Source organism: Sporomusa intestinalis, assembly GCF_055383785.1.
Window position 1 is genome coordinate 4,620,773 of sequence record NZ_AP042390.1, and the last position, 21,516, is coordinate 4,642,288.

At 54.6% G+C, this 21,516-nt stretch carries 18 protein-coding genes and 1 riboswitch; of the genes, 5 read left to right on the top strand and 13 right to left on the bottom strand.

All coding sequences use genetic code 11. The features are described from left to right. Positions 1-11: 11 nt before the first annotated feature. Together ACZ481_RS21530 and gndA are read right to left on the bottom strand one after the other, a co-directional pair. Positions 12-776, bottom strand: coding sequence for an amino acid ABC transporter substrate-binding protein (locus ACZ481_RS21530; RefSeq protein WP_464767382.1), 765 nt, complete (start codon positions 774-776; stop codon positions 12-14). 180 nt (positions 777-956) lie between these two features. Continuing rightward, positions 957-2,372, bottom strand: coding sequence for an NADP-dependent phosphogluconate dehydrogenase (gndA, locus tag ACZ481_RS21535; protein WP_464767383.1), 1,416 nt, complete (start codon positions 2,370-2,372; stop codon positions 957-959). A 171-nt stretch (positions 2,373-2,543) separates the two neighbouring features. Here gndA and zwf point away from each other — a divergent pair, with 171 nt between their 5' ends. From zwf to pgl, 3 genes are read left to right on the top strand one after another with little or no spacing between them, the layout of a single operon-like run. Continuing rightward, positions 2,544-4,079, top strand: a complete 1,536-nt coding sequence (gene zwf / locus ACZ481_RS21540; RefSeq protein ID WP_464767384.1) for a glucose-6-phosphate dehydrogenase — start codon at positions 2,544-2,546, stop codon at positions 4,077-4,079. 24 nt (positions 4,080-4,103) lie between these two features. Next, positions 4,104-5,261: a glucose-6-phosphate dehydrogenase assembly protein OpcA gene (locus ACZ481_RS21545; RefSeq protein ID WP_464767385.1), complete on the top strand. Its 1,158-nt coding sequence runs from the start codon at positions 4,104-4,106 to the stop codon at positions 5,259-5,261. After that, positions 5,225-5,977, top strand: a complete 753-nt coding sequence (pgl, locus tag ACZ481_RS21550; protein ID WP_464767386.1) for a 6-phosphogluconolactonase — start codon at positions 5,225-5,227, stop codon at positions 5,975-5,977. The genes ACZ481_RS21545 and pgl overlap by 37 nt, the downstream gene beginning before the upstream one ends. A 51-nt stretch (positions 5,978-6,028) precedes the next feature. On the opposite strand, the gene ACZ481_RS21555 is transcribed toward pgl, so the two are convergent. Next, entirely contained in the window at positions 6,029-6,805 is a 777-nt protein-coding gene (locus ACZ481_RS21555) for a 4Fe-4S binding protein (RefSeq protein ID WP_464767387.1), read from the bottom strand. Positions 6,806-6,886: 81 nt separating this feature from the next. Continuing rightward, entirely contained in the window at positions 6,887-7,498 is a 612-nt protein-coding gene (locus ACZ481_RS21560; RefSeq protein WP_464767388.1) for a peptidylprolyl isomerase, read from the bottom strand. A 216-nt stretch (positions 7,499-7,714) separates the two neighbouring features. On the opposite strand from ACZ481_RS21560, the gene ACZ481_RS21565 reads away from it, so the two are divergent. Next, positions 7,715-8,119, top strand: a complete 405-nt coding sequence (locus ACZ481_RS21565) for a hypothetical protein (RefSeq protein ID WP_464767389.1) — start codon at positions 7,715-7,717, stop codon at positions 8,117-8,119. Positions 8,120-8,490: 371 nt separating this feature from the next. Here ACZ481_RS21565 and ACZ481_RS21570 read toward each other — a convergent pair whose 3' ends face one another. The 3 genes from ACZ481_RS21570 to ACZ481_RS21580 all read right to left on the bottom strand — a co-directional run bounded on the left by ACZ481_RS21570 (position 8,491) and on the right by ACZ481_RS21580 (position 12,229). Then, positions 8,491-10,533, bottom strand: coding sequence for an LTA synthase family protein (locus tag ACZ481_RS21570; RefSeq protein ID WP_464767390.1), 2,043 nt, complete (start codon positions 10,531-10,533; stop codon positions 8,491-8,493). Positions 10,534-10,850: 317 nt separating this feature from the next. Next, positions 10,851-11,876, bottom strand: a complete 1,026-nt coding sequence (locus tag ACZ481_RS21575) for a molybdopterin-binding protein (RefSeq protein ID WP_464767391.1) — start codon at positions 11,874-11,876, stop codon at positions 10,851-10,853. A 26-nt stretch (positions 11,877-11,902) separates the two neighbouring features. Beyond that, positions 11,903-12,229 carry a DUF1904 family protein gene (locus ACZ481_RS21580; RefSeq protein ID WP_464767392.1) on the bottom strand — a complete coding sequence of 109 codons (327 nt, stop codon included), beginning with the start codon at positions 12,227-12,229 and terminating at the stop codon, positions 11,903-11,905. Between the two features lie 261 nt (positions 12,230-12,490). On the opposite strand from ACZ481_RS21580, the gene ACZ481_RS21585 reads away from it, so the two are divergent. Beyond that, on the top strand, positions 12,491-13,696 hold the full coding sequence (locus ACZ481_RS21585) for a hypothetical protein (protein WP_464767393.1): 1,206 nt from the start codon (positions 12,491-12,493) through the stop codon (positions 13,694-13,696). Positions 13,697-13,750: 54 nt separating this feature from the next. Here ACZ481_RS21585 and yqeB read toward each other — a convergent pair whose 3' ends face one another. The 6 genes from yqeB to ACZ481_RS21615 form a co-directional block, all read right to left on the bottom strand. Further along, complete coding sequence (yqeB, locus tag ACZ481_RS21590; RefSeq protein ID WP_464767394.1) at positions 13,751-14,551, bottom strand: selenium-dependent molybdenum cofactor biosynthesis protein YqeB; 801 nt, start codon at positions 14,549-14,551, stop codon at positions 13,751-13,753. Between the two features lie 488 nt (positions 14,552-15,039). Continuing rightward, complete coding sequence (locus ACZ481_RS21595; RefSeq protein WP_464767395.1) at positions 15,040-16,338, bottom strand: amidohydrolase family protein; 1,299 nt, start codon at positions 16,336-16,338, stop codon at positions 15,040-15,042. Positions 16,339-16,377: 39 nt separating this feature from the next. After that, positions 16,378-17,712: an NCS2 family permease gene (locus ACZ481_RS21600; protein WP_464770678.1), complete on the bottom strand. Its 1,335-nt coding sequence runs from the start codon at positions 17,710-17,712 to the stop codon at positions 16,378-16,380. Between the two features lie 181 nt (positions 17,713-17,893). Then, positions 17,894-17,995: riboswitch (purine riboswitch) on the bottom strand. A gap of 35 nt (positions 17,996-18,030) precedes the next feature. After that, entirely contained in the window at positions 18,031-18,852 is an 822-nt protein-coding gene (locus ACZ481_RS21605; RefSeq protein WP_464767396.1) for an FAD binding domain-containing protein, read from the bottom strand. Next, entirely contained in the window at positions 18,846-19,313 is a 468-nt protein-coding gene (locus ACZ481_RS21610; RefSeq protein WP_464767397.1) for a (2Fe-2S)-binding protein, read from the bottom strand. Before ACZ481_RS21610 ends, ACZ481_RS21605 begins: the two co-directional genes overlap by 7 nt. Next, positions 19,294-21,426, bottom strand: coding sequence for a xanthine dehydrogenase family protein molybdopterin-binding subunit (locus ACZ481_RS21615; RefSeq protein ID WP_464767398.1), 2,133 nt, complete (start codon positions 21,424-21,426; stop codon positions 19,294-19,296). Before ACZ481_RS21615 ends, ACZ481_RS21610 begins: the two co-directional genes overlap by 20 nt. Between the last annotated feature and the right edge of the window lie 90 nt (positions 21,427-21,516).

Consider the following 21,516-nt stretch of genomic DNA (forward strand, 5'->3'; position numbering starts at 1 on the left):
TTAGTTCTTCCTTATTTTACAATATCTTCGCCAAACCACTGCTGGGAAATCTTGGCCGCCGTACCGTCCTGCTTCATCTCATCCAGGGCTTTCTGCAGCTTGTTCAGAAGCTCCGTATCCTCTTTGCGCATGCCCACGCCGTATTCCTCGGAGCCGAAGTTTTCCGTCAGAATGGCATATTCACCGGGCTTTTTGGCTATGTAGTAACGACCGACAATTTCATCCACGACAACGGCATCAAGGCGGCCGGTTGTTAAATCCATCAGGGCGGCCACATTATCGCCAAATGTTTTAAGCTCTTTGAAGGATTTCAGCGTAGCCGCATCTTTTTCGATGGCGTCAATACTGCTGCTGCCTTCCTGGGCGCCGACAACCCGGCCGGCCAGGTCAGCCTTGGTTTTTACAGGCGAATTGGCAGCCACAACGATAATCTGGTGGTTTTCCATATAGGCTTTGGTAAACAGAATATTTTCCCGGCGCTTTTCCGTAATAGTAAGACCGTTCCACAGCACATCCACCCGCTTGCCGCTCAGCTCAGCCTCCTTGCTGCCCCAGTCAATAGGCTTAAATTCCACTTCCATGCCCAGCCGTTTGGAAGCCTCTTTCGCCATATCCACATCAAAACCGGTAATATTATTGTTGTCATCACGGAACCCCATGGGCGGAAAATTATCATCAAGACCAACCACAATTTTTTTCTTGTCACCGCCCCCGCACCCGGCGATCAACACCCCTGCGAATACCAGTGCCAGCATGGCGGCCATCCATTTTTTCATTCTCTACTCCCCCACTCTTTTTTTACTGCATTTCTATTTTACTTTAATGCATTAAAGTTTGGAAGTAATAAAAAGTGCCGTTTTGGTCAAAGGCCTGAATATTTGTAGTGTATTTCTTGGATTTACGGCTTATCTCTTACGTTCTTGTTCTTTTATTAAAGACAAAATTTTTTCGGCCGGTCATGCATACCAGTCATAGTGGAACACCCCCGGCTTATCCAGCCGCTCAAAGGTATGAGCCCCAAAATAGTCACGCTGGGCCTGCAGCAGATTGGCCGGCAGCAGGGCGCTGCGATAGCTGTCGTAATAGTCAAGCGACGCGCTGAGGGCCGGGGTTGGGATTCCCAGTTCCTTACCGGTCTTGGCAGCCAGGCGCCAGTTAGCCTGGGCGTCTGTCAGGGCCTGGCGAAAAAACGGGGCTACCATAAGATTGGGCAGGCTGCGGTTATGCCGGAACGACTCTTCGATCTGGGCCAGGAACCGGGCCCGGATAATGCAGCCGCCCCGCCACAGCAGGGCGATATCGCCATAATTCAGTTCCCAGTGGTAAGCCTTGCCGGCAGCCGCCAACAGATCAAAGCCTTGGGCGTAAGAACAGATTTTTGCGGCATACAGGGCATCGTGAATGGCTGTAATCCATTCGCCTTTATTGCCGCCATAACGCCTGTCAGGCCCTGTCAGCAGGCCGGCGGCCCCCAGGCGCTGCTGCTTATAGGCAGACAGATACCGGGCAAAAACAGCCTGGGTAATCGTCGGCGTAGGTACGCCAAGCTCCAGGGCGCTCTGGCTTGTCCATTGTCCCGTCCCTTTCTGTCCGGCCTGATCTGAGATCACATCGACAACCGGCTGGCCCGTATCGGGGTCCTGCCGGGCCAGGATAGCGGCAGTAATTTCAATCAGAAAGGATTCCAGCACCCCCTGATTCCAGGCGGCAAAGACCTGCTGCAGCTCGCCGGCCGTCAGTCCCAGCCCGTCGCGCATGAGGTGGTAGGCCTCGCTGATCAGCTGCATATCGCCATATTCAATGCCATTATGCACCATTTTTACATAATGGCCGGCGCCGTCAGGCCCAACATACTGACAGCACACGCCGCCCGGCACTTTGGCGGCAATTGCGGTCAGAATAGGCTCCAGCTGCCGGTAAACACCTTGGTCACCGCCGGGCATCAGGCTGGGGCCGGTAAGCGCCCCTTCCTCGCCGCCGGAAACACCGAGGCCGATAAAATGGAACCCTTTTTCCCGGCACTGGCGGCAGCGGCGGCGGGTATCCTCAAAGTGGGAATTACCGCCGTCAATGACGATATCGCCCGGCTCGATATGCTGCTGCAAGGCTTGGAGCATATCATCCACCGGCTCGCCGGCTTTGACCATCAGCAAAATTTTACGGGGTCTGGCCAGCAGGCCGGTAAATTCAGCGACAGAAGCTGCCCCGGCCAGCGGCAAACCCGCCCCCCGCCGCTGTACAAACGGAAATACTTTATCAACAGTCCGGTTATAGACAGCAACGGCAAACCCCTTGCCGGCTATGTTCAGGGCCAGATTCTGCCCCATCACCGCCAGGCCGATGAGACCGATGTCATATTGATTGCTTGGCATATTCCCTCCTGCTGTCTTTAGAATATATATATTATATGTGGTTCCCGCGGTTTTAGCCGCTGCCATCCGGTCATACTATCCACAAGGCCCACAGCAGACGGCAGGGCGGCTGTATAAAAAAGCAGCCGCTTGCTGCTGCCAAATTCTACTGCGACGGAAAGGTTGAACTAGATGGAAGCTGGCTTTACGAACCCGCTTAATGAAGGCTTGGGGCGCAGGCGTTCGGCTGAGCCTTGCACAGTCGTCATCTTCGGCGCATCCGGCGATTTGACAAAACGCAAGCTGATACCGGCCCTCTGCAGCCTGGCCGCCAAAAACCTGCTGGCTGCCGGTTTTTCAGTTGTGGGGGCCGCCCGGACCCCGATGAGTCATGCGGAATTCCGGCAAACCATGCGGGAAGCCGTCAGCCGGTACAGCGATGCCGGGCCGCTGCCTGACATCCTCTGGCAAAACTTTGCCGACGGCATGTTTTATAATACGACAGATACGGCATCACCGTCCAGCTATGAGCAGCTGTCCCGGCTGCTGGCTGAAATTGATTACAGGCGGGGGACACAAGGCAACCGCCTCTTCTTTATTGCCACTCCGCCCGCCATGTTCATCCCGGTTATCCGGCGTTTGCACGAGTCTGGCCTTGCTGCCTCCCCCACCGGCGGCTGGACAAGAATTGTCATTGAAAAGCCCTTTGGGCTGGATCTTGCCAGTGCCAGACAGCTTAACCAGGAGGTGCTCCAGGTTTTTGCCGAAGACCAGGTTTTCCGTATTGATCATTACCTGGGCAAGGAAACGGTCCAGAATATTATGGTCTTCCGCTTTGCCAACGGTATTTTCGAACCGTTGTGGAACCGGCACTATATTGACCATGTGCAGATCACTGCCGCCGAAAGTATCGGTGTGGAAAGCCGCGGCGAATATTACGACCAGGCCGGCGCCTTCCGGGATATGATTCAAAACCATGTCATGCAGCTGCTGACGCTGGTGGCCATGGAGCCGCCGATATCACTGGACACGGACGCTGTACGGGATGAAAAGATCAAAGTGCTGCAGGCCATACGCCCCCTTTGCCCCGCAGCGGCCGGCCGCTGCGCGGTCCGCGGCCAGTATGGCCCCAGCGGCCTGGCAGCCCCGCAGCGTAAAGGCTACCTGCAGGAAAAGAACATTAATCCCCGCTCCGCAACCGAGACCTATGCCGCCCTCAAACTGCTCATAGACAACTGGCGCTGGGCCGGTGTACCGTTTTACCTGCGTTCAGGCAAACGCCTGCATAAACAGGTAACCGAAATTGCGATTCAGTTCAAAAAAGCACCGCACCGCCTCTTTGCCTCAACTGCCGGCGGGGCGGTGGGGGCCAACACCCTGGTATTGCAAATTCAGCCGGATGAGGGCATCGCTCTCAGTTTTAACGCTAAAGTTCCCGGCCAGGCCCTCACGCTCAGGCCTGTCAACATGGCCTTCCGCTATGCCGAAACCTTTGCGCAAAAGTCGCCGGAGGCCTATGCCCGCCTGCTGTTGGATGCCATGCTGGGCGACTCCTCCCTGTACGCCCGGGGCGATATGGTGGAAAAAACCTGGGAGCTGCTGACACCGGTCCTTACCGCCTGGCACCAGTCCCCGCCGGCCATTCCCCAGTATGAGCCCGGCAGCTGGGGACCGGCTGAGGCGGATCAACTGCTGGCCTGTGACCAGCGGCGCTGGCGTCAACCCTAACCACTGATGCAGGAGGCGAACACAGTGCATACCCCTGTTTACACTACAGCCGAACCCGAGCCGGACCGGATTGAACAGGAACTCCGGCGGTTATGGGCTAAACTGGCCCAGACCAGGGACAGCGAAATTCCGCTGATTAAGAAAAATGCCGTCAGTTTACTGGCCGTTGTTGCCGACAGCAAAGGCGCAGCGGCAGTCACCCCGGCCGTTGCCGCCTTGTCCAGGCATCACCCCGGCCGGTTCATTACTATCGTCTTACAGCCCGATCAGACCGGCAGCGGGGAAGCAGACGGCTCCCGCTGCGCTTTAGCCCTGGCCTGTACTGACGACACCTGTTATGAGCACATTGTCATCCCCAATCGTCCGGAAAACAGCAGCCGCCTGCCGCAGCTGGCCAAAATGCTGCTGCCCTATGATCTGCCTGTCATTCTCTGGTGGCGTTGCCCTTTTCAGCCGGAGGAACCCCTGTTTCAGGAGTGTTCTGCCATCGCCGAGCAGGTGATTCTGGACTCCATAACGATGAAAAGTCCGCACAGCGGTTTTGCCAGGATTTTAGAGCTGTTGCCAACCCGGCAGGTCCGGGATATTAACTGGTCACGGTTAACCCCCTGGCGGGCAGCGCTGGCCGGGCTTTATGATCTGGAGGTTTACCGGCCTTTTCTTGCTGCTGTCGACCAGCTGGAGATCAGCTACAGTCACCAGCTGTCCCGTCATCACCTGCTCAATAACAGCCAGGTATTGCTATTATTCAGCTGGCTGGCCAGCCGTCTGGGCTGGAGCCTCCGCTCCGGCCTGACCGAAGAGCAGCCGGCTGTTGGTTACCGCGTAGATGCGGTAACCAACAGCGGCAGCCCTGTTCGCTGCCATTTCCGTATTTTTCCCGCCGGCAGCCACCTGGAGGCCGGCATCAAGCAGATTTGCCTGACCGCCGGCAGTGACCGGTCAGCGCAGTTTAGCATCACCCTGTGCCAGGATAACCGGCATCTCCGGACCCTGATCACACTCCCGGCCAACTCGCCGCCGGCCAAAATAACCAGCCTGGAAACAGGCAGTGAAACCGACCTGATCAGCGACGCCATGCGGCCCGGCCTAAGAGATCATATCTATCAACAAACACTGGAATACCTGGGAGGAAATCCAATGCTATGGAAATTCGGGGCAGGCCGGGACACCGGCTCTTAATATTTGACACCCCCCAGGCCGTGTGGCAAAAAGCGGCCGGATTGTTTGCCGGGGCAGCCGCCCAGGCGATTGCTGCCAGGGGCTGTTTTACAACCGCCCTGGCCGGCGGCTCAACCCCGCGGGGTTTATACCAATTGCTGGCCGCCGGCAAAGACGGACAGTGCATTGCCTGGGAGAAAATATATATCTTCTGGGGCGATGAGCGCTGTGTCCCCCCGGCTCATACCGACAGTAACTACCGTCTGGCCTATGATGCCCTGCTTAGTAAAGTAGCAGTCCCCGGGCACAACATTTTTCCCATGTACACAGGCAATGAACCACCCGCCGCTGCCGCTGCCGCCTATGAGCAAAAGCTGGTCCGGTTCTTCGGCCTCAGGGCCGGCAAGGCACCTGCTTTTGATCTGATTCTGCTGGGACTCGGCCAGGATGGACATACCGCTTCCCTGTTTCCCGGCTCAGCCGCCGTCAGCGAAAGCCGCGCCCTGGTGACAGCCAGTTACGTCCGGGCCCGGGGCGGTTACCGCCTGACCCTTACCCTGCCGGTGCTTAATGCTGCCAGCCGAATCATTTTTTTAGTAACAGGTGAAGACAAGGCGGCTGTGCTAGCGGCGCTTGTTGCCGGCCGGAGCGGAACCATGCCGGCCGGTCTCGTCCGTCCGGCCGGGGAATTGCTGATATTGGCAGACAAGCAGGCCGCCAGGGCTTTACCGGAATGAAACGGCAAAAACCGCCTGCGGTACCGCAGGCGGTTGGGGCATGAGGATTTTTCAGTTGGCCCGGCGGACAGGTACGGCCGCTTCGCACGGCACGGCGGTCTGGCATTTGCCACAACCGTAACGGGGTTTGAACCGCTCAGCAGTACGGTCAAGAAACGCGGCGCACAGATCATTGTCTTTGCCGGTGTTGTCAATGGCCTGGGGCGGGCAGCGCCGGATACAGGCGCCGCATTTGCTGCAGTATTCATCATGACGCTGGTACTTGCGGGGGGTGACCGGAGCAGGGGCGGTAACGATAACACTGCCCAGCCGGCCGGCGGCTCCGGCCTGGGTGATAAAGGACCTGTTCAGGCTAAAAGTGCCCAGTCCGGCGACAAAAGCCACATGCCGTTCCGACCAGTTGCTCTTGCGGCTGACAACGGCAAACCGGGGGTCAAGCCCCGGCGCCACCGCCTGATAACCGGCCTGTTCAAACCATTCCACCAAAAACCGGCGTACGGCATCATTGACAAGCTCCCCCTCAATCCGCGCATACAGCCATTCGACAGCAGGCTGGTCTCCCTGCCTGTTAGCCAGCCGTACAGCCTCGGTAAAAGGAAGAAAATAGGTGATAACCGACTGGGCGCCGGCCAGCCATTCCCGGGGCAGCAAATGCTGGGGACCGACAATGTCTGCCGCTTTCAGGTCCGCAAACAAAACATCAGCGGCACTGGCTACGCCGACAAGCGGCCGGTCAAAGATTTTCCCCAACCCGATTTCAGCAGCGCCATTCAGTGCGGTTTCATTCACAAATCCGGCTATGGCCTGCTCAATTGTTGTCAGTTCCATCGGTTTTTCCTCCCGGCCGTAATAACGTAATACTATAGGAGCTAAGGGTTTCGCCATCCGGCGGCTCGTCCTAATTTAGTGTTATTTCCCGGGCTCAATGGTAATCTTTTTGATGACAACATCCTCCACCGGCTTATCCTGCGCCCCGGTTTTGACCTTGCCGATCGCGTGGACGACATCCATCCCCTCCACGACCTTGCCAAACACGGCATGCTTATTATCAAGCCACGGCGTAGCCTTCAGCGTAATAAAAAACTGGGACCCGCCGGTATTGGGACCGGCGTTGGCCATGGAAATAACCCCCTCCGTATGCTTGAGGTCACGGTGAAACTCATCAGGGATGGTGTAACCGGGCCCGCCGGTCCCATTGCCTTTCGGATCACCGCCCTGGATCATAAAATCCTCAATGACCCGATGGAAAATCAACCCGTTGTAATAGCCTTTATTGACCAGGGTAATAAAATTTTTCGTTGTAAGCGGGGCTTTATCTTCAAACAATTCAATGCGGAAACTGCCTTTTGTTGTCTCAAACAGGGCCACGCTGTTTTTGGCGCTGGCCGTTTCGGCTGCCGGCGGCGGCTTGGGGCTTGACTCCGGCTGATTAGGCAAAGCGGCATTGCTGCCGGCACACCCGGCAGTCAGCAAAACCAGACACATGACCATTACCGCCAGGGCTGTCAGATATTTTTTCATATACCTCACTCTCTTTCTATCTTTTTTTATCCAAATATTAGTATATCACAATCAGTGGACAGTTTCCAATACGCTTTTACCGCTGCTGCCCGGGCTAAAGCAGGACCCAAACCCCGTCACCGGTGCCGCTTTAGGCAAATTTGCAGCCAAGAGCAGGATATACCGGCCTCAATCACGAATAAAACGCCACATAACACTTACGGAGGTCGGTAGGTCATGTTGCGGGTTGCTGCCGTACTTATCACCCTGACTTTGCTGCCGCTGCCCCCGGCCGGGGCAGAGACCATCGGAGCAGGCATTGTAAATACCTATGTTCAGTATACACTGGATACGGAGGTGAATACCACCGATTCCAAGCTTCACCTCAGTTTTGTCGATGACTACTCCGACTTTACAGTCCGCTACTGCCGCAAGTTTAACTATCCGGTCACACCCCAGCTGCTGGCTTTTTCTGATGTCACCTTCGCCGGCAACCGCCATGACGCGTATCTGTCCCAGGCGAATGTGGGACTGGAATATGTCACCCCGCGCCACAGCACGACCTTCTACCGGCGGGTTTATGAAAAAGATGTTGACGTCGAGGACAAATATTACTTTACCGTCGGCGCCAGGTTCAATTAAATAAGAAAAACCGCTAGCGCGGTCCTTTGGCTTTGCCCACGTCAGTTGATCTGGAATGCAAGGGCCGTATCTTACTTTTGCCATCACCACAACAATAAGCAAAAAGTCTAGTACCTCATCTTTCTTAAAAGCGAGGGAATAGTTTGCGTAGATTTTTTCGCAATACAAGGCGGAGGAGCCGCGCATATCGGACATATGTAAGGCGACGACAACGCAGCAGTGCGGGAAAAGATGCGCAAACTATCCTTGGTTTTAAGGGAGATGAGGTACTAGGCCCAGAGGCTCCAAAAGCTGAAAAGCCGGGCGCTATTCCTAAAATCCGCAAACTCGCTACGTGCGGATTTCTTTACGGAATACCGCCCGGCTTTTAGCTAATGGTGTAGCTGCTTGCCGTATTTTATCCGCCACCAGGAAACCGCCCGGGCTGAATCGACCTCCCGGCGGATTGTTGCCTGGTCAGGCGGTTCAAGACCCTGCTTTACCCTATGGGTTTCGGCATAGTCGCTGTCGGCCTTGCCCATAAAGCCGGGTGTTATCCAGAAGCCGTAGTTGATGCCGAATTGATTGCCTTTGGTCAGACTGCGGCCCACCGAGTAATACTCAAACCCCGGCGGGGCGATAAGTTCCAGCAGGGTAGGCACAATATTGATATGGCTGCCGGCCGCCTGGGCGGGCAGGGATTCCCTGGTAATGCCCTTCCCATAGACGACAAAGGGAATGCCGTACCGTTCATACAGCGAAGGGTTTGTTGCAATATTAACCCTGTCGGCATGATCGCCGACAATGACGAACAGACTGTCCGGATATTGTTCACGGGCTTCTTTCACAAACTGGGCCAGCATTTTATCGGCATACCAGAAATGCCCCAGCTTCTTGATCAGCTCCTGATCATTTTTCAGGCTTGCCGGCAGGCCGGCCGCAACAGTTGCGGGATCAAATCCCTCCCGGGCCAGGTCAACTGTATAAGGAGAATGGTTGGATACAGTAAGAATAACGTGCAAGCCCGGTTGCCTGTCACGGATCCGGTCAAGCACCGCCCGGTACAGGAAATAATCGTCACAGCCCCAGACATTGCTGTCGGTGCTCGCAAAATCACCCATGCCGTAAAACGAATCAAAACCCTGGGCCAGAGTAAAATCCCTGAGCTTTTCCCAGGAAGCCGGTCCCGCATACCAGAAATCGGCTGCATACCCCAGGCGTTTCATTTGCGGAGCCAGGGCCGTTTCATAGGGTTCCCGGTAGGATTCAGGCAGATAATTCAGGTACAGATTAGCCTCGGCCAAACCGGTTAATATCCCCATGACGCCGGAGATTGTACACATGCCGTTGGGCAAAAAGCTGTCAACATAGGCGGCTTCTTCCTGGGCTATAATACTTTTCAGGCCGTTGGCAATATTGAGGCTGCTGTACTGGGGCAGCAGCGGCCAGTTGGCATAGCTTTCGCCGATAATCAAAAACACCTGCCGGGGCGGGTTTTGGGTCCCGGCCACCACCTGTTTGCGGAGAAAATCAGCCAGCTCGCCTGATTGTACAGGCCGTTCCGCCAGATAGCCGCCATATTCGACCAGCCGGCCGGGGTCCATGTCCAGACCGGTGGAGGAACTGACCCGTTCATGCAGGACATAGGCCCTGTACAGGGCCTGCACATCATCCAGAATCGCTTCATTAAGCAGCTGGTCCTTGGTAATCCCCGCATTCTCCCAGTCAATATTGTAAGCATAGGTCATCGTGCCGCCAAACCGGACAAAAACAGCCAGCTGATAAACCACAATAAGCAGCGCCGCCCGCAGGGCAATATTCTGATACCACCTGGCAAACCGGGGAAAGGCATAGGTTTTTGCGGCCAGCCAGCGCCTGAGCAACTGGCCCAGGATCATTGCCGTAATGACAGCCGCCAATATCCTGGCAGGCAGATTATATTGCTCCACCACCGTATGGAGGATGGCTGTTACATCGTCATGAAAAGTATTAAACACCAGTTGATTAAAGGCCATGCGAAACTCCTGGTAGTAGGGGATGCGCGCCTGAAACAAAAAGCTGAGCAGGGTAACATACGCCAGCCCCAGGTACAGGCGGATTTTCCCCAGCTTCCGCCAGGCAAAAACCAGCCTGAGACCGGTGCAAAAGATAAGCGGCAGCAGCACCAGCAGGCCGGCGCTCTTCAGGCTGATCCTAACGCCGTAATACAGGGCGGCGGCAATATCACTCACCGTGACGCTCTCACTTAAAAAGGAATGCATAACAGCAATAAAGCCTATGCGAAACAAACAAAAAACTCCCAGTATAAACAGGAATAACTTAAAATCCTGCTGCAACTCACGGCAGAATTCTTCCCAGCTAGCCAGCTTTAACATGAACCCGTTCTCTCCCACCTGCAACAAATAATAACAGCCAAAAAACTGATTTGTAGCCATATCTATTTAGAACTTCGATAGTTTTCTACCTTTTTTGCCAAAATCCTGCTTAATTCAGCAAATCCTTCGCTAAACAATATAAGCAGCCTTGGTCCGCTGGGAGCGAACCAAGGCTGCTTATATTGAAAAAAGCGCGGGGACGTTCATTTTGCTTCGCAGAATGAACAGATCCAGCGAAGCAAAATGAGCGTCCCCATGCTTCGTTTCTCAAAATAAAGCAGCCCCAGTCCGATAAAGTTTCGAACCAGGGCTGCTTGCATTGCTTTTGGCGTGGGTTTTTGCGGGCGGGAATACACCGATTGAGACAGACCCCATTTTTACTTGCCAAAAGGACAATGGGGATATACGCATTCATCACAGGCCAGGCATAAACCGCCATGCCCCAGAGCGGCCAAATCGGCTTTGGTAACCGGAATATCGGCCATGATCCGGGGCAGCAGCACATCAAATACCGTAGTCCGTGAATACATACCACAGGCCGGCATGCCCATAATGATCATACCGTCAAGCTCGGCCAGCATAAACATCGCCCCTGGCAGCACCGGCGCCCCGTAGGTCACGATCCTAGCCCCGGTGGAGCGGATGGCATCCGGGGTAACATCATCCGGGTCGACCGACATGCCGCCGGCGGCGATGACAATATCGGCCCCCTGGGCTTTAAATTCCAGGATACTGGCGGCAATGCGGCTGCTGTCGTCAGGCTGAAAAACAGTAGCCAGCAGCGTGGCACCATATTTATCCGCCTTGCCGGCAAATACGGGCGCATATTTATCGGTAATCCGGCCATAAAACACCTCGTTGCCGGTGATAATGATGCCGATCTTTTTATTTTTCACAGCCTTAACCGCGATTACCGGCTGGTACTGCCGGGCCTCTGCCTCGATCTGTTCGATCAGCTGCCTGTTTATTACCAGCGGAACAATCTTGGCGCCGGCCACTGTCGTCCCGGCTTTGACCAAAGTACCGCTGTGCAGTGTGGCCAGGGCCACATGCTCCGTCATATTGACGGCGGTAACGGCCGCACAGTTCACCACCAGGACCCCGTCGACAGCGGCTTTAATATTGACCCGGCCTTCCCCCGGCGCAGCCAGAACAAGGCCTGGCCCGGCTGCAGCCGCCGCCAGCCGCCGGGCAGCCTCATTTTCGTGCAGTTCCTCCGGCCCCAGCTCAAATAAATAGATATGCTCTTTGCCGATATTCTTAAGCTGTTCAATATCTTCAGGCTGAATAATATGGCCTTTTCTAAAGGCCGGCCCTTTGTACTCGCCGGGAACAATCTTCGTCAGTTCATGGCCTAAGACCATGCCCACAGCCTCTTCCACCCGTACTTTGCGCATTGCCATGCTATCTTCCTCCATCAGGCTTCAACTCAGTAATGCTTCCCGTTTTCATAATAACTGCTTTCCTGCAAAGCAACAAAAAATATTTCTGCCTGGCCGCAGCCGGCACCGGCTATCTGCCGGTAAATCGCGGCCGCAGCCTGGTCCTGAACCTGCTGCCCCCGGTCAAACCAGTTAACCTGAATCAGCGGTGTGACTGACTGCAGCTCGTCCTCCATGATAAACACACTATTGACAGCCTCAATGGTAAAATAATCCCGCGGACAGCCAATAATCCCCTGCAGTTCATCAATAAGCGGCCTGCTGAGTTTTCTAATTTGCTCCTGCTCCAACCCTTTAATAATAAGCTGCGGCATAGTACCTCCCCCACTCGGTTACGAACCGGCCCAGTCACTGAAACTACAGGCTTACCGGTCTCTGCCTTTAATTGTCTCATGCTCTAATACTGGCATATTCCACTGTTTTTGTCAAAACTCCTTTTTACCCCTGGTTATGGCCGGTGCCTTTAGCATTTTTTATGGTTAAGCAGCCAGAAACTGCCGCGTTTGCAATGAACTGTTTCTGCAGACACTAACAAAAATTCATATCAACCTTGGTAAACGAAAGGAGAAAATAATATGTACACCAGCCGCAGAAAAATTGCCAGACGCAAATATAAGCGCCTAGTGGCGGCCCTTGCCGGCGCCGCCGTTGTATCCTCGGCTCTGCTGCCTGGTCTCCCCCTCTCCAAGGTTCAGGCTGCGGAAAAAACGATCGTTGCTTCACCGGCAGCGGAAGCGTCTTCACCCGGGGCGGACCGCGGCGATGCCAGCAAAGAACAGCCCAAGGACCGTACCAATGACAAAAGTCAGGACCGTGACAGGGGCCGTGATAAAGAACGGCCCAAGGACAATCAGAATACTGCCGGCTCCCCGGTGGCAGCCGTTAAAGCCGCTGCCGCCGCCTACGGCTTTGACGCCAGGCGCGACCACTTTACCCTGCAGTCAAGCAGTGACAAATCCGCCGTCGTTTCCGTCCGCAAGGACAATGGCAAAACCTTCAGCGTCCGCTTGACCCGGGATCAGGACAAATGGAAAATCGTGAGTGTTAAAGAAATCAGCAGCGGGGTTATCCAGGGCGGCGATCCGGTGGATGTAGTCCGGGCTAATGCCGGCCGCTTCGGCTTTGACAGCTATCGTGACGCCTTCAGCTTGCTGTCTGTTACCGGCAGCAAAGCCATTGTCCAGGTAAAAACCAGCGGTCAGACTTTCAAGGTCGACCTGGAAAAAAGCAGCGGCAAATGGGTGATCACCACCATCCGCGGCATTGGCAACAGCAAATACCCGGCTACCTACCGTCCGGCCAGCATGTACGGCACGGTGACCACTACCGGGCCGGTAGTGGTTGTCAAAGAACGAACTCTCTATGCGAACAATAACTTTTCCGGCTGGACCTGGAATCAAAGCACCTATCCGGCCGACATAAAATTCGGGGTCCTGCTGACCAAGCCAGCCTTATCCACTGGCGAAGAAATTCCCGGTGTCATCATTGACAAAGTCGAAGCCGTTGATTTTGGCCGTCAATTTGCAGTGTACGCCCATATCGGCTCAGTTGCCGAGAAAGGCTATGGCATCGGCATTGAAAAGGTGGTCCAGACCGGCAATGACCTTACCGTTACCGTCAGAACCAAAAGCCCGCAGGCCAATAGCCGGCTGACAACAACCCAAACCAATGACGTTATCCCTCTTGACCGCCTGTCCCTTAATTTCAATAATCCCGTTACGGTCACCTTTGTTGATCAAAACGGTACTACCTTAAGCACCTACACAGTTCTTAGACAATAATAAAAACCGGAAGGTAACAGGCCTGCCATGAAAACCTCCAATCGTAGTTTTATCCTACGGCTGGAGGCTTTTCTTTCCCAGATGCAGTAAGGCTTCCAGCACCCCGCCGCCAATGGCCCGGGCCTTATCGGAAATGGTATAGCAATGTTCCCGGCGGCAGCGCGGGTCAACATCGCCGATTTTTAACCCCTTTGTAACCGTCAGGCCGCTTTGAATGAGTCCCCGCAGCACACCGGTAATAGCAACCGCTACCGGCACGCCCCCCACATAACCGACAATTTCACCGGCCTGAACCGCAGCCCCGATTTCCCGGCAGCCGGTGAATTCACCGGCAACCGGCGCCTTTATCAGCCGTTCCAGCGTATAGCCACCTACTTCGCCGGGAATGCCGGTGTTGGCAATGGCAGTTCCCCGATAGATTACCCGTCCCAGGTCATGACCGCGCATAGTCTCAATTACGGCATGCACATCGGCGGGTGCGGTAAAACCCGGTCCAACCCCAATGACCACAGGTGCGTCCGTGAGCTTAGTGCCGGTATTCCGTTTGGCAATAATGGCGTCGATCACGACCTGTGGCCGGAGCACCGACACACACCTGGCGGCCGCATCAACAACGACCGGAATACAGCCCGCAGCCAGAGTCGGTCCGATAGCTGCAGCCGTTACCCGCCGGGCCGTCACACCCTCCACCACGGCTTCCCCGTCCACCACCGCCTGGGCGAAGGCGACCGTACGCCTGACAACCGTGGGCCGCGGCAATTCTGTTATGACAATGTTAAACCTACTCTGATAGAGACGGTGGGCAATACCGGTGGCAAGATCACCGCCACCTTTGATAATGATTAATTTATTCATAGTCACTCCCGGTTTAACAGCAAGAGAATAATTCCCTGGCAGCGAATAAGCGTATTTTATCAAATTGATATTTTTTATCATTTTAATAAAACAAATTCTTCTGTGTTTTCCTCCCAAATCGGATTTGTTGGTAATCGCCGGGGCGGTGTCCCCGCCTGCTGCCTTATCAAATTAATAATGTGCAGCCGAACCGGCTTACTCCGGCCGGCTGGCGGCGCGGGCCGGCGGGGCTACCAATACCTTCTGTGTTAAATTAAACTTGCAATTATCGTGCCATTTAGCAAAATTCCGTACCTTCCCAGGCAAAAATCGCGGAAAGCCCTTGTAGGGGGGACCTTTTCCGGACGGCGCGGCTTGCCGGTAACATTTTTACCGCGCTGACAGTGCAAGCTGCATTTCAAGTACTTGAAATGCAGCTTGCACTACTGGCCGAGCAGACGCCGCCATCAGGTGCCGGCGCCTTTTATTTTTGCAACTTTCAGACCGTCCTAACATTGCGGCTCCTCAATTTTCCGGCCGGCTACATATCTGGCGACAATATTTTTATCGTTGCCAATATAAATAAACCGGCTCAGCCTGTCTGCCAGGGTGAACGGCTTGCCGGCCGCAACCGTCAGACTGCTGTCGTCAATAACCAGGGCGTCGAACTCATAGCCTTCTTCAAAGCTGCCCACTTGGCCGAAAAAGCTGCCGCCGCCTTTGGTGGCCAGATACAAGACTTCCGGGATGGTGAAGAACGGCTCCTGCCGGCCGCTCAGCAGCCACTTCAGTTTGGAAACCTGCACCGCCATGGCCATAACTTTGGCGATCGATACCTCATGGCCGCCGGCTATGTCGGAACCCAAACCCACGGGTATGCCGCTGTCAATGCACTTTCTGACCGGTGCCAGGCCGCTGGCTAAGTTAGTATTGGAATAGGGACAGTGGGCCATATACACTTTGTTTTTGGCCATCAGCGCCAGCTCGGCGGCATCATTATGGATACAATGGGCCATTATGGTCGGCTGTTGTCCAAATAAGCCGAATTTATGATAGACACCGGCATAATGAGGACATTCGGGGTGCAACTCCCTGACCCAGGCAATTTCCCCGGTGTTTTCCGCTAAGTGCGACTGAACCGGCAGATTATACTTTTGGGCCAGCCCGGCAATGCCGCTCATCAATGCCGGTGTGCAGCTGGGAACAAAGCGCGGGGTTACAATCGGCTTTACCAGATCATACCGGTCAATGGTAGCTTGGATAAAAGCCTCGGTATCAGCCAGGGATTGTGCGGTTGTTTCGCTGAGAGCAGCCGGCGAATTCCTGTCCATATTGACTTTGCCGACATAACCGCCCAGCCCCGCCTGGGCGAGTAACGCCATTAACCGGGTTGTCGCTGCTGTATGAATGGTGCCGAACAGTACCGCCCGCGTTGTGCCCCACTGCCAGAGTTCCCGCACGAATTTTTTATAAACCCCGGTCGCATAGGTTACATCGTGATATTTCGCTTCTTCGGGAAAAGTATATTGTTCCAGCCAGGGAATAAGCTCCAAATCAAGCCCCACACCCCTGTTGGCAAACTGCGGCGCATGAGCATGCAAATCGACAAAGCCGGGAATGATCAGCTTATCTTGGTAATCGGTTGCCAGGCTGCCCTCATATCCGGCCGGCAATTGGCGATAAAGCCCCTTAATCCGTTTTCCCTCAATAACAATAAAGCTATCGGCGGCAATTTTTAACTCGCCAAAGCCGGGAGTGAAAATAAAATTACCCTTTATGATTTTGCTGCGGTTGCCCAAACCAATCAATTCCTTTCAGCTTATACAATGGCAGCATTCACTTGCTGCTTATTTCATATATAGATGCACAGCGAAAATAACTGCCAGGCCATACATCAGGGGATGGATTTCCCTGGTTCTGCCGGTGGCAAGCTTAAGCAGGGTAAACGCAATGAACCCGAACGCCATACCTTCCACAATACTGCAGGTCAGGGGCATAAGGATGATCGTGAGAAACGCCGGCAAGGCATTGGTGAAGTCGGTGAAGTCAATGCGGGTAATTTCCCCGATCATTAACGCGCCGATGATGATTAAGACCGGTGCCGTGGCCGCGCCGGGGACCAAACCCGCCAGCGGCGTTAAAAATAAAGTAGCCAAAAACAAGACGCCGGTAGTCACGGAAGTTAACCCTGTCTTACCGCCTGCCGCCACACCGGCGGCACTTTCGATATAGGAGGTAACCGTACAGGTACCGAACAGGCCGCCGATCATCGTGGCCCCGGAACCGGCCAGCAAGGCTTTATTAATGTTCGGCAGATTGTTATTTTCATCAAGTAATCCGGCCTTGCCGGAGATGGCTATCAGCGTGCCGATATTATCAAACAAATCGACAATGGTAATGGTAAAAATAATGGATATCAGCCCATACCCTATCGCCGCGCCAATGTCCAGTTGGCCAAACGTGTCGGCCGGCATTGGCGGCACAAACGAAATGATGTCGCTCATACTGGCCGGTACCTTGGTAACACCCATAAACATACCGATGACGGTTGTGGCTAAGATGCCCAGCAGAAAAGCACCCTTGATATTTTTGGCCATTAACAGGCTGGTTATGATTAAACCGATTACAGCCAGGAAAACGCCTGGCTGCTTTAGGCTGCCTAAGGTTAAAATAGTTCCCGGCGCCGGGACAATGAGCCCGGCGCTTTTAAAGCCAATATAAGCGATAAATAAGCCCAGGCCAACGCCGATGGCTGACTTTAGCAGCGGAGGAATCGCCGCAATGATTGCTTTTGTTATATTAGTGATTGCTAAAATAAAGAACAGCACCCCGGAAATAAAAACCGCCCCTAGCGCCGTTTGCCAGCTCAAGCCCATGCTGCCGACCATAACAAAAGTGAAAACAGCGCCAAGCCCCAGGCCCGGGCCCATCGCAATCGGCAGATTGGCATAGATGCCCATCAGTAAAGTGGCTACCGCGGTGGAGAGGATTGTCGCCGCCGTGGCGCTGGCCGGCGGTATGCCGGCGGCAATCAGAAACTGACCGGGAATTACAAAAATCAAATACGCCATGGCAATAAAAGTAGTTAGCCCGGCCATGATTTCTGTTTTCAGAGTGGTTCCCCGCGGTGATAACTGGAAATGCCGGTCTAAAAAGCCATTTTCACGGTGTGTTTTTTCCATTTCTGTTTCCTGCATAATAAACCCTCTCCCGTATAATAATTTTTTAGCTCCCAGCCAAGATAAGTTTTGTCCAAATCGCCTGGCCCGAACCTGGGGCGAAAGCGGAAGCCGATGCGGCTCTTATCCAGGGAAAGTCAACCTTTCTATCCGGACAAAAATAGCCTGACTATGAAAAATAGGCACAACAAATACCTATTCTTATAGTCAGGCTATTTACGGCAACCTGGTAGAAACTCTTGACCCCTATCGTCAATAATATACAAGAATATTTTTGAATTATACAATTGTTTAGGCCGACGGCAGGGCGCGCCGCTGCCGTCAGATGCCGTTGCTCGCCAGAAAGTCCCGCAGCAGATTCATACAGACCGCCTTTCTGTAGGCGGCCGAAATTCTGCCTTGGATGGGGACAATGGCCTGATCATAGGCGGCAAGGTACGCGGCCTTAACGGCCCTGGCCTCGGCCAGCGTTTTACCGGTCAGCATGGCGTCAAGCTCCGGCCGTTTGATGATAACGTCACTGACGGCGCCGAAGGCCGTCATACAGCCGGCGATTTTATCTCCAACCACATCCAGAACCGCCGCGAAGGATACCCGGGAAATAGCCAGCGCCTCTCTGGCGCCCACCTTTTTATAGTAATAGTTGCCAAGGCCGTTCTTTTTCATAAGCACTTCTGCCAGCAGCTCATCCGCCGCCAGCGCGGTCTGCTTCCGGCCAAGATAGAACTCGGTAATGGGCAGCACCCGTTCGCCCCGGTGGCTGACAAGACGCAGTTTGGCGTCTGTGGCCACAAAAATTAAAGCACTGTCCGCCTTGGGCGAGCCGTTGCAAACATTGCCGCCAATGGTGCCAAGGTTGCGGATGGCCGGTGCGGCAATCTGAGATACGGCTGTTTTTAACAGGGGCGGAGCGAGTTCACTTTCCAGGATCTCCGTAAAGGTGCAGGCCGCGCCAAGGCGGATATAGTCGGCATCCTCGGAAATCTTTTTCAATTCGGGAATTTTGCTGAGAAACAAATAGGTGGCGTTCTCATCGGCTTCAATCATCAGATCGGTCCCGCCGCCATAAGGAACGATGGTGGTGTCCCGGCCCAGAATGGCCAGTGCCGCCGGCAAAGATGCCGCCTGGTACCCGTTTACCATAAGCCTTTCCCCTCCCTGGCGGCGCTGCCGATGGCTTCGACGATGGCCTGATAGCCGGTGCAGCGGCAAAGATTGCCGGCAATACCGGCCCTGATCTCCGCTGCGGTGGGCCGGGGATTGCGGGCCAGAATGCATTCAGACGCCAGCAGCATGCCGGGAATGCAAAAACCGCACTGGACTGCGCTGACTGCGGCATAAGCTTTATCCAGCGCGGCAAAACGCGCTGTTGCGCGATATCCTTCGATGGTCATTACCGTACGGCCGTCAATATGCCCCAGGGCGACCATACAGGAGTTAACCAGCCGGCCGTCAAGAATGACCGAACAGGCGCCGCACTCCCCCTCCCGGCAGCCGCACTTTACACCGGTAAGGGCAAACTCCTGCCGCAGTACGTCAAGCAACCGGGCATTGGCTTTGACACTAGAGGAAACCTCCTGGCCGTTAAGAATGAATTGGATCATTGTGCTCCACCTCCTGCAGGACGCTCATGGTATCTTCCGGAGTAAACGGTATTTTATTTATTTTGACCCCCAGGGCGTTTTCCAAGGCGGCAATATAGGCCGGCGCAACCCCGACAACCGGCAGTTCACCGGCTCCTTTCGCGCCGTAAGGGCCATAAGGGTACGGATTATTGATAAATTCGGTGATCAGTGGGGGAACATCCATGGCCGTAGGCACAATATAATCACTGTAGCTGTTATTCCGGATCAGGCCTTTAGCATTATACTCCATTTGCTCCATTGAGGCATAGCCTATTCCCTGCAGCAGGCCGCCCTGCATCTGTCCGTGCAGAATGTTCAGGTCAATGGGCACGCCGACATCATAAATACCCCAGGCGCCGATGATTTTGTGAGTGCCAGTGAGCCTATCCACCTCCAGTTCAATGACATTAACAGACCAGGAATAGGTTGGGTAAGCATCGCCGGTGAAATTCTCCAGATCAAACGGAATGACAAAGTCAGGCTGTACATAACGTTCCTCAATGACTTGCTCCTCACCGGCACGCCAGTCGGCTTTAAGTTTCCCCGCCGCCCGCTGCAGCAGTCCGCCCACGATCATCAGCGACCGGCTGGCGACAGTCGGCCCGGAGTCGGGCACCCGGTCGGTATCCGGGTTGTCAATATATACGCGGTCAAACCCGATCCCCAGCGTATCGGCGACAATTTTGCAGAAGGTTGTTTTTAAGCCCTGGCCAATATCGGTATTACTGGCAAGCACCTCAACCGTACCGTCGGTGTTTTTCCGCAGCTGCACCACCGCCTTGATATAGTCCCGCTCGCCGCTGCCGGTAAAGCCGCAGCCGTGGAAGAACAGCGACAGGCCAATGCCTTTACGGTAGCGTCCGGTTTGCCTTTTATACAGCCGGTGTTTTGTCCGGTAGCCGGTAAGCTCATCCAGCCGCGCAATCATCGCCGGCAACGGGACCGGGAAATGATATTTGCCGCCGGTAGAGGTAGCGTCTCCCTGCCGCACCATATATTTCTCTTTCAGGGCCAGTGAATCCATTCCCAGTTCGCGGGCCACGTGCGCCATCATCATTTCGGCCGCAAAGAACGTCTGCGGCGCGCCAAAACCGCGGTAGGCGCCGGTCGGCACGGTATTGGTTCTGACGGCCCGGCCGGCAACACGCAGGTTGTCAATGCGGTATACCCCGCTGGCGCAAATCAGGCCCCGCTGCAATACAACCGGCGACAGGGTGGTATAAGCGCCGCTGTTGTATAGCACCTCAATATCCATGCCGGTAATTTCACCCTGTTTAATAGCGACTTTGTAAGTACAGATGGACGGGTGGCGCTTGGAAGTAAATTCCATGTCCTCCCGCCGGTCGTAAATCACCTTGACCGGCTTGTTGGCTTTCCTGGCAGCTACCGCTGTCTGGCAGGCCAGGATGGAGGGAAAGGCTTCCTTGCCGCCGAACCCGCCGCCGGTGACATCCTGAACAACCCGGACCGCCTGGGCCCCGCAGCCCAGGACTTTGGCAACCGCGCCGTGCACATAGTAGGGACATTGCATCGACCCGCGGACCGTCATCCGTCCGTCCTGGGGAGCGGCAATGATGCCCTGGGTTTCCAGATAAGCCTGTTCCTGGTAGCCGGTCTGAAAGGTCTCGGTTAATACCAGGTCGGCCTCGGCCAGCGCCTTGCCGATATCACCTTGGGCATAGCTGTAGTTGAAAAAAATCTCAGCGGCTTGGCGCATATCCAGGACTGGTTCCTGTTCCTCGTATACCACAACAATCTCCCGCAGAATCCGTTCCACTTCCCTGCTTGCCGGACCGACCACCATCAAAATCGGCTCACCGACATACTCCACCGTCTCCTCGGCAAACACCGGTGTATCATCCTGCACAATGTGAACACGGTTTATGCCGGGTACATCGTTCCTGTCCACAACCAAATAGCCTGCAGGCAATGCCGGCAGGTGAACAGCGGCGATGCGGGCTTTCGCCTTAGCGGCGTGCAATAGTTTGCCGCAGAGCATACCGTCTGGCCCATGATCATCCACATAAAGAGCGCGGCCGCTTATCTTGGCTGCATGATCTTTTTTCCTGGTTGATTCACTAATCTTCTCCATATCGCACCTCCCAGACCAGGGTAACAAGAATTGAATTTTATGTTAAACAGAGCAACTTCCTGTTTCATAATATTCAACAACTTTGTCTTA

Excerpts from the sequence above, each read along its gene's own strand:
- ACZ481_RS21530 (WP_464767382.1), bottom strand. The coding sequence starts at position 776 with ATGAAAAAATGGATGGCCGCCATGCTGGCACTGGTATTCGCAGGGGTG.
- ACZ481_RS21560 (WP_464767388.1), bottom strand. The coding sequence starts at position 7,498 with ATGAAAAAATATCTGACAGCCCTGGCGGTAATGGTCATGTGTCTGGTT.
- ACZ481_RS21565 (WP_464767389.1), top strand. The coding sequence starts at position 7,715 with ATGTTGCGGGTTGCTGCCGTACTTATCACCCTGACTTTGCTGCCGCTG.
- ACZ481_RS21615 (WP_464767398.1), bottom strand. The coding sequence starts at position 21,426 with ATGGAGAAGATTAGTGAATCAACCAGGAAAAAAGATCATGCAGCCAAG.
- ACZ481_RS21555 (WP_464767387.1), bottom strand. The coding sequence starts at position 6,805 with ATGGAACTGACAACAATTGAGCAGGCCATAGCCGGATTTGTGAATGAA.
- ACZ481_RS21610 (WP_464767397.1), bottom strand. The coding sequence starts at position 19,313 with ATGATCCAATTCATTCTTAACGGCCAGGAGGTTTCCTCTAGTGTCAAA.
- yqeB (WP_464767394.1), bottom strand. The coding sequence starts at position 14,551 with ATGAATAAATTAATCATTATCAAAGGTGGCGGTGATCTTGCCACCGGT.
- gndA (WP_464767383.1), bottom strand. The coding sequence starts at position 2,372 with ATGCCAAGCAATCAATATGACATCGGTCTCATCGGCCTGGCGGTGATG.
- ACZ481_RS21570 (WP_464767390.1), bottom strand. The coding sequence starts at position 10,533 with ATGGCTACAAATCAGTTTTTTGGCTGTTATTATTTGTTGCAGGTGGGA.
- ACZ481_RS21575 (WP_464767391.1), bottom strand. The coding sequence starts at position 11,876 with ATGGCAATGCGCAAAGTACGGGTGGAAGAGGCTGTGGGCATGGTCTTA.
- ACZ481_RS21600 (WP_464770678.1), bottom strand. The coding sequence starts at position 17,712 with ATGGAAAAAACACACCGTGAAAATGGCTTTTTAGACCGGCATTTCCAG.
- ACZ481_RS21580 (WP_464767392.1), bottom strand. The coding sequence starts at position 12,229 with ATGCCGCAGCTTATTATTAAAGGGTTGGAGCAGGAGCAAATTAGAAAA.
- ACZ481_RS21585 (WP_464767393.1), top strand. The coding sequence starts at position 12,491 with ATGTACACCAGCCGCAGAAAAATTGCCAGACGCAAATATAAGCGCCTA.
- zwf (WP_464767384.1), top strand. The coding sequence starts at position 2,544 with ATGGAAGCTGGCTTTACGAACCCGCTTAATGAAGGCTTGGGGCGCAGG.
- ACZ481_RS21605 (WP_464767396.1), bottom strand. The coding sequence starts at position 18,852 with ATGGTAAACGGGTACCAGGCGGCATCTTTGCCGGCGGCACTGGCCATT.
- pgl (WP_464767386.1), top strand. The coding sequence starts at position 5,225 with ATGGAAATTCGGGGCAGGCCGGGACACCGGCTCTTAATATTTGACACC.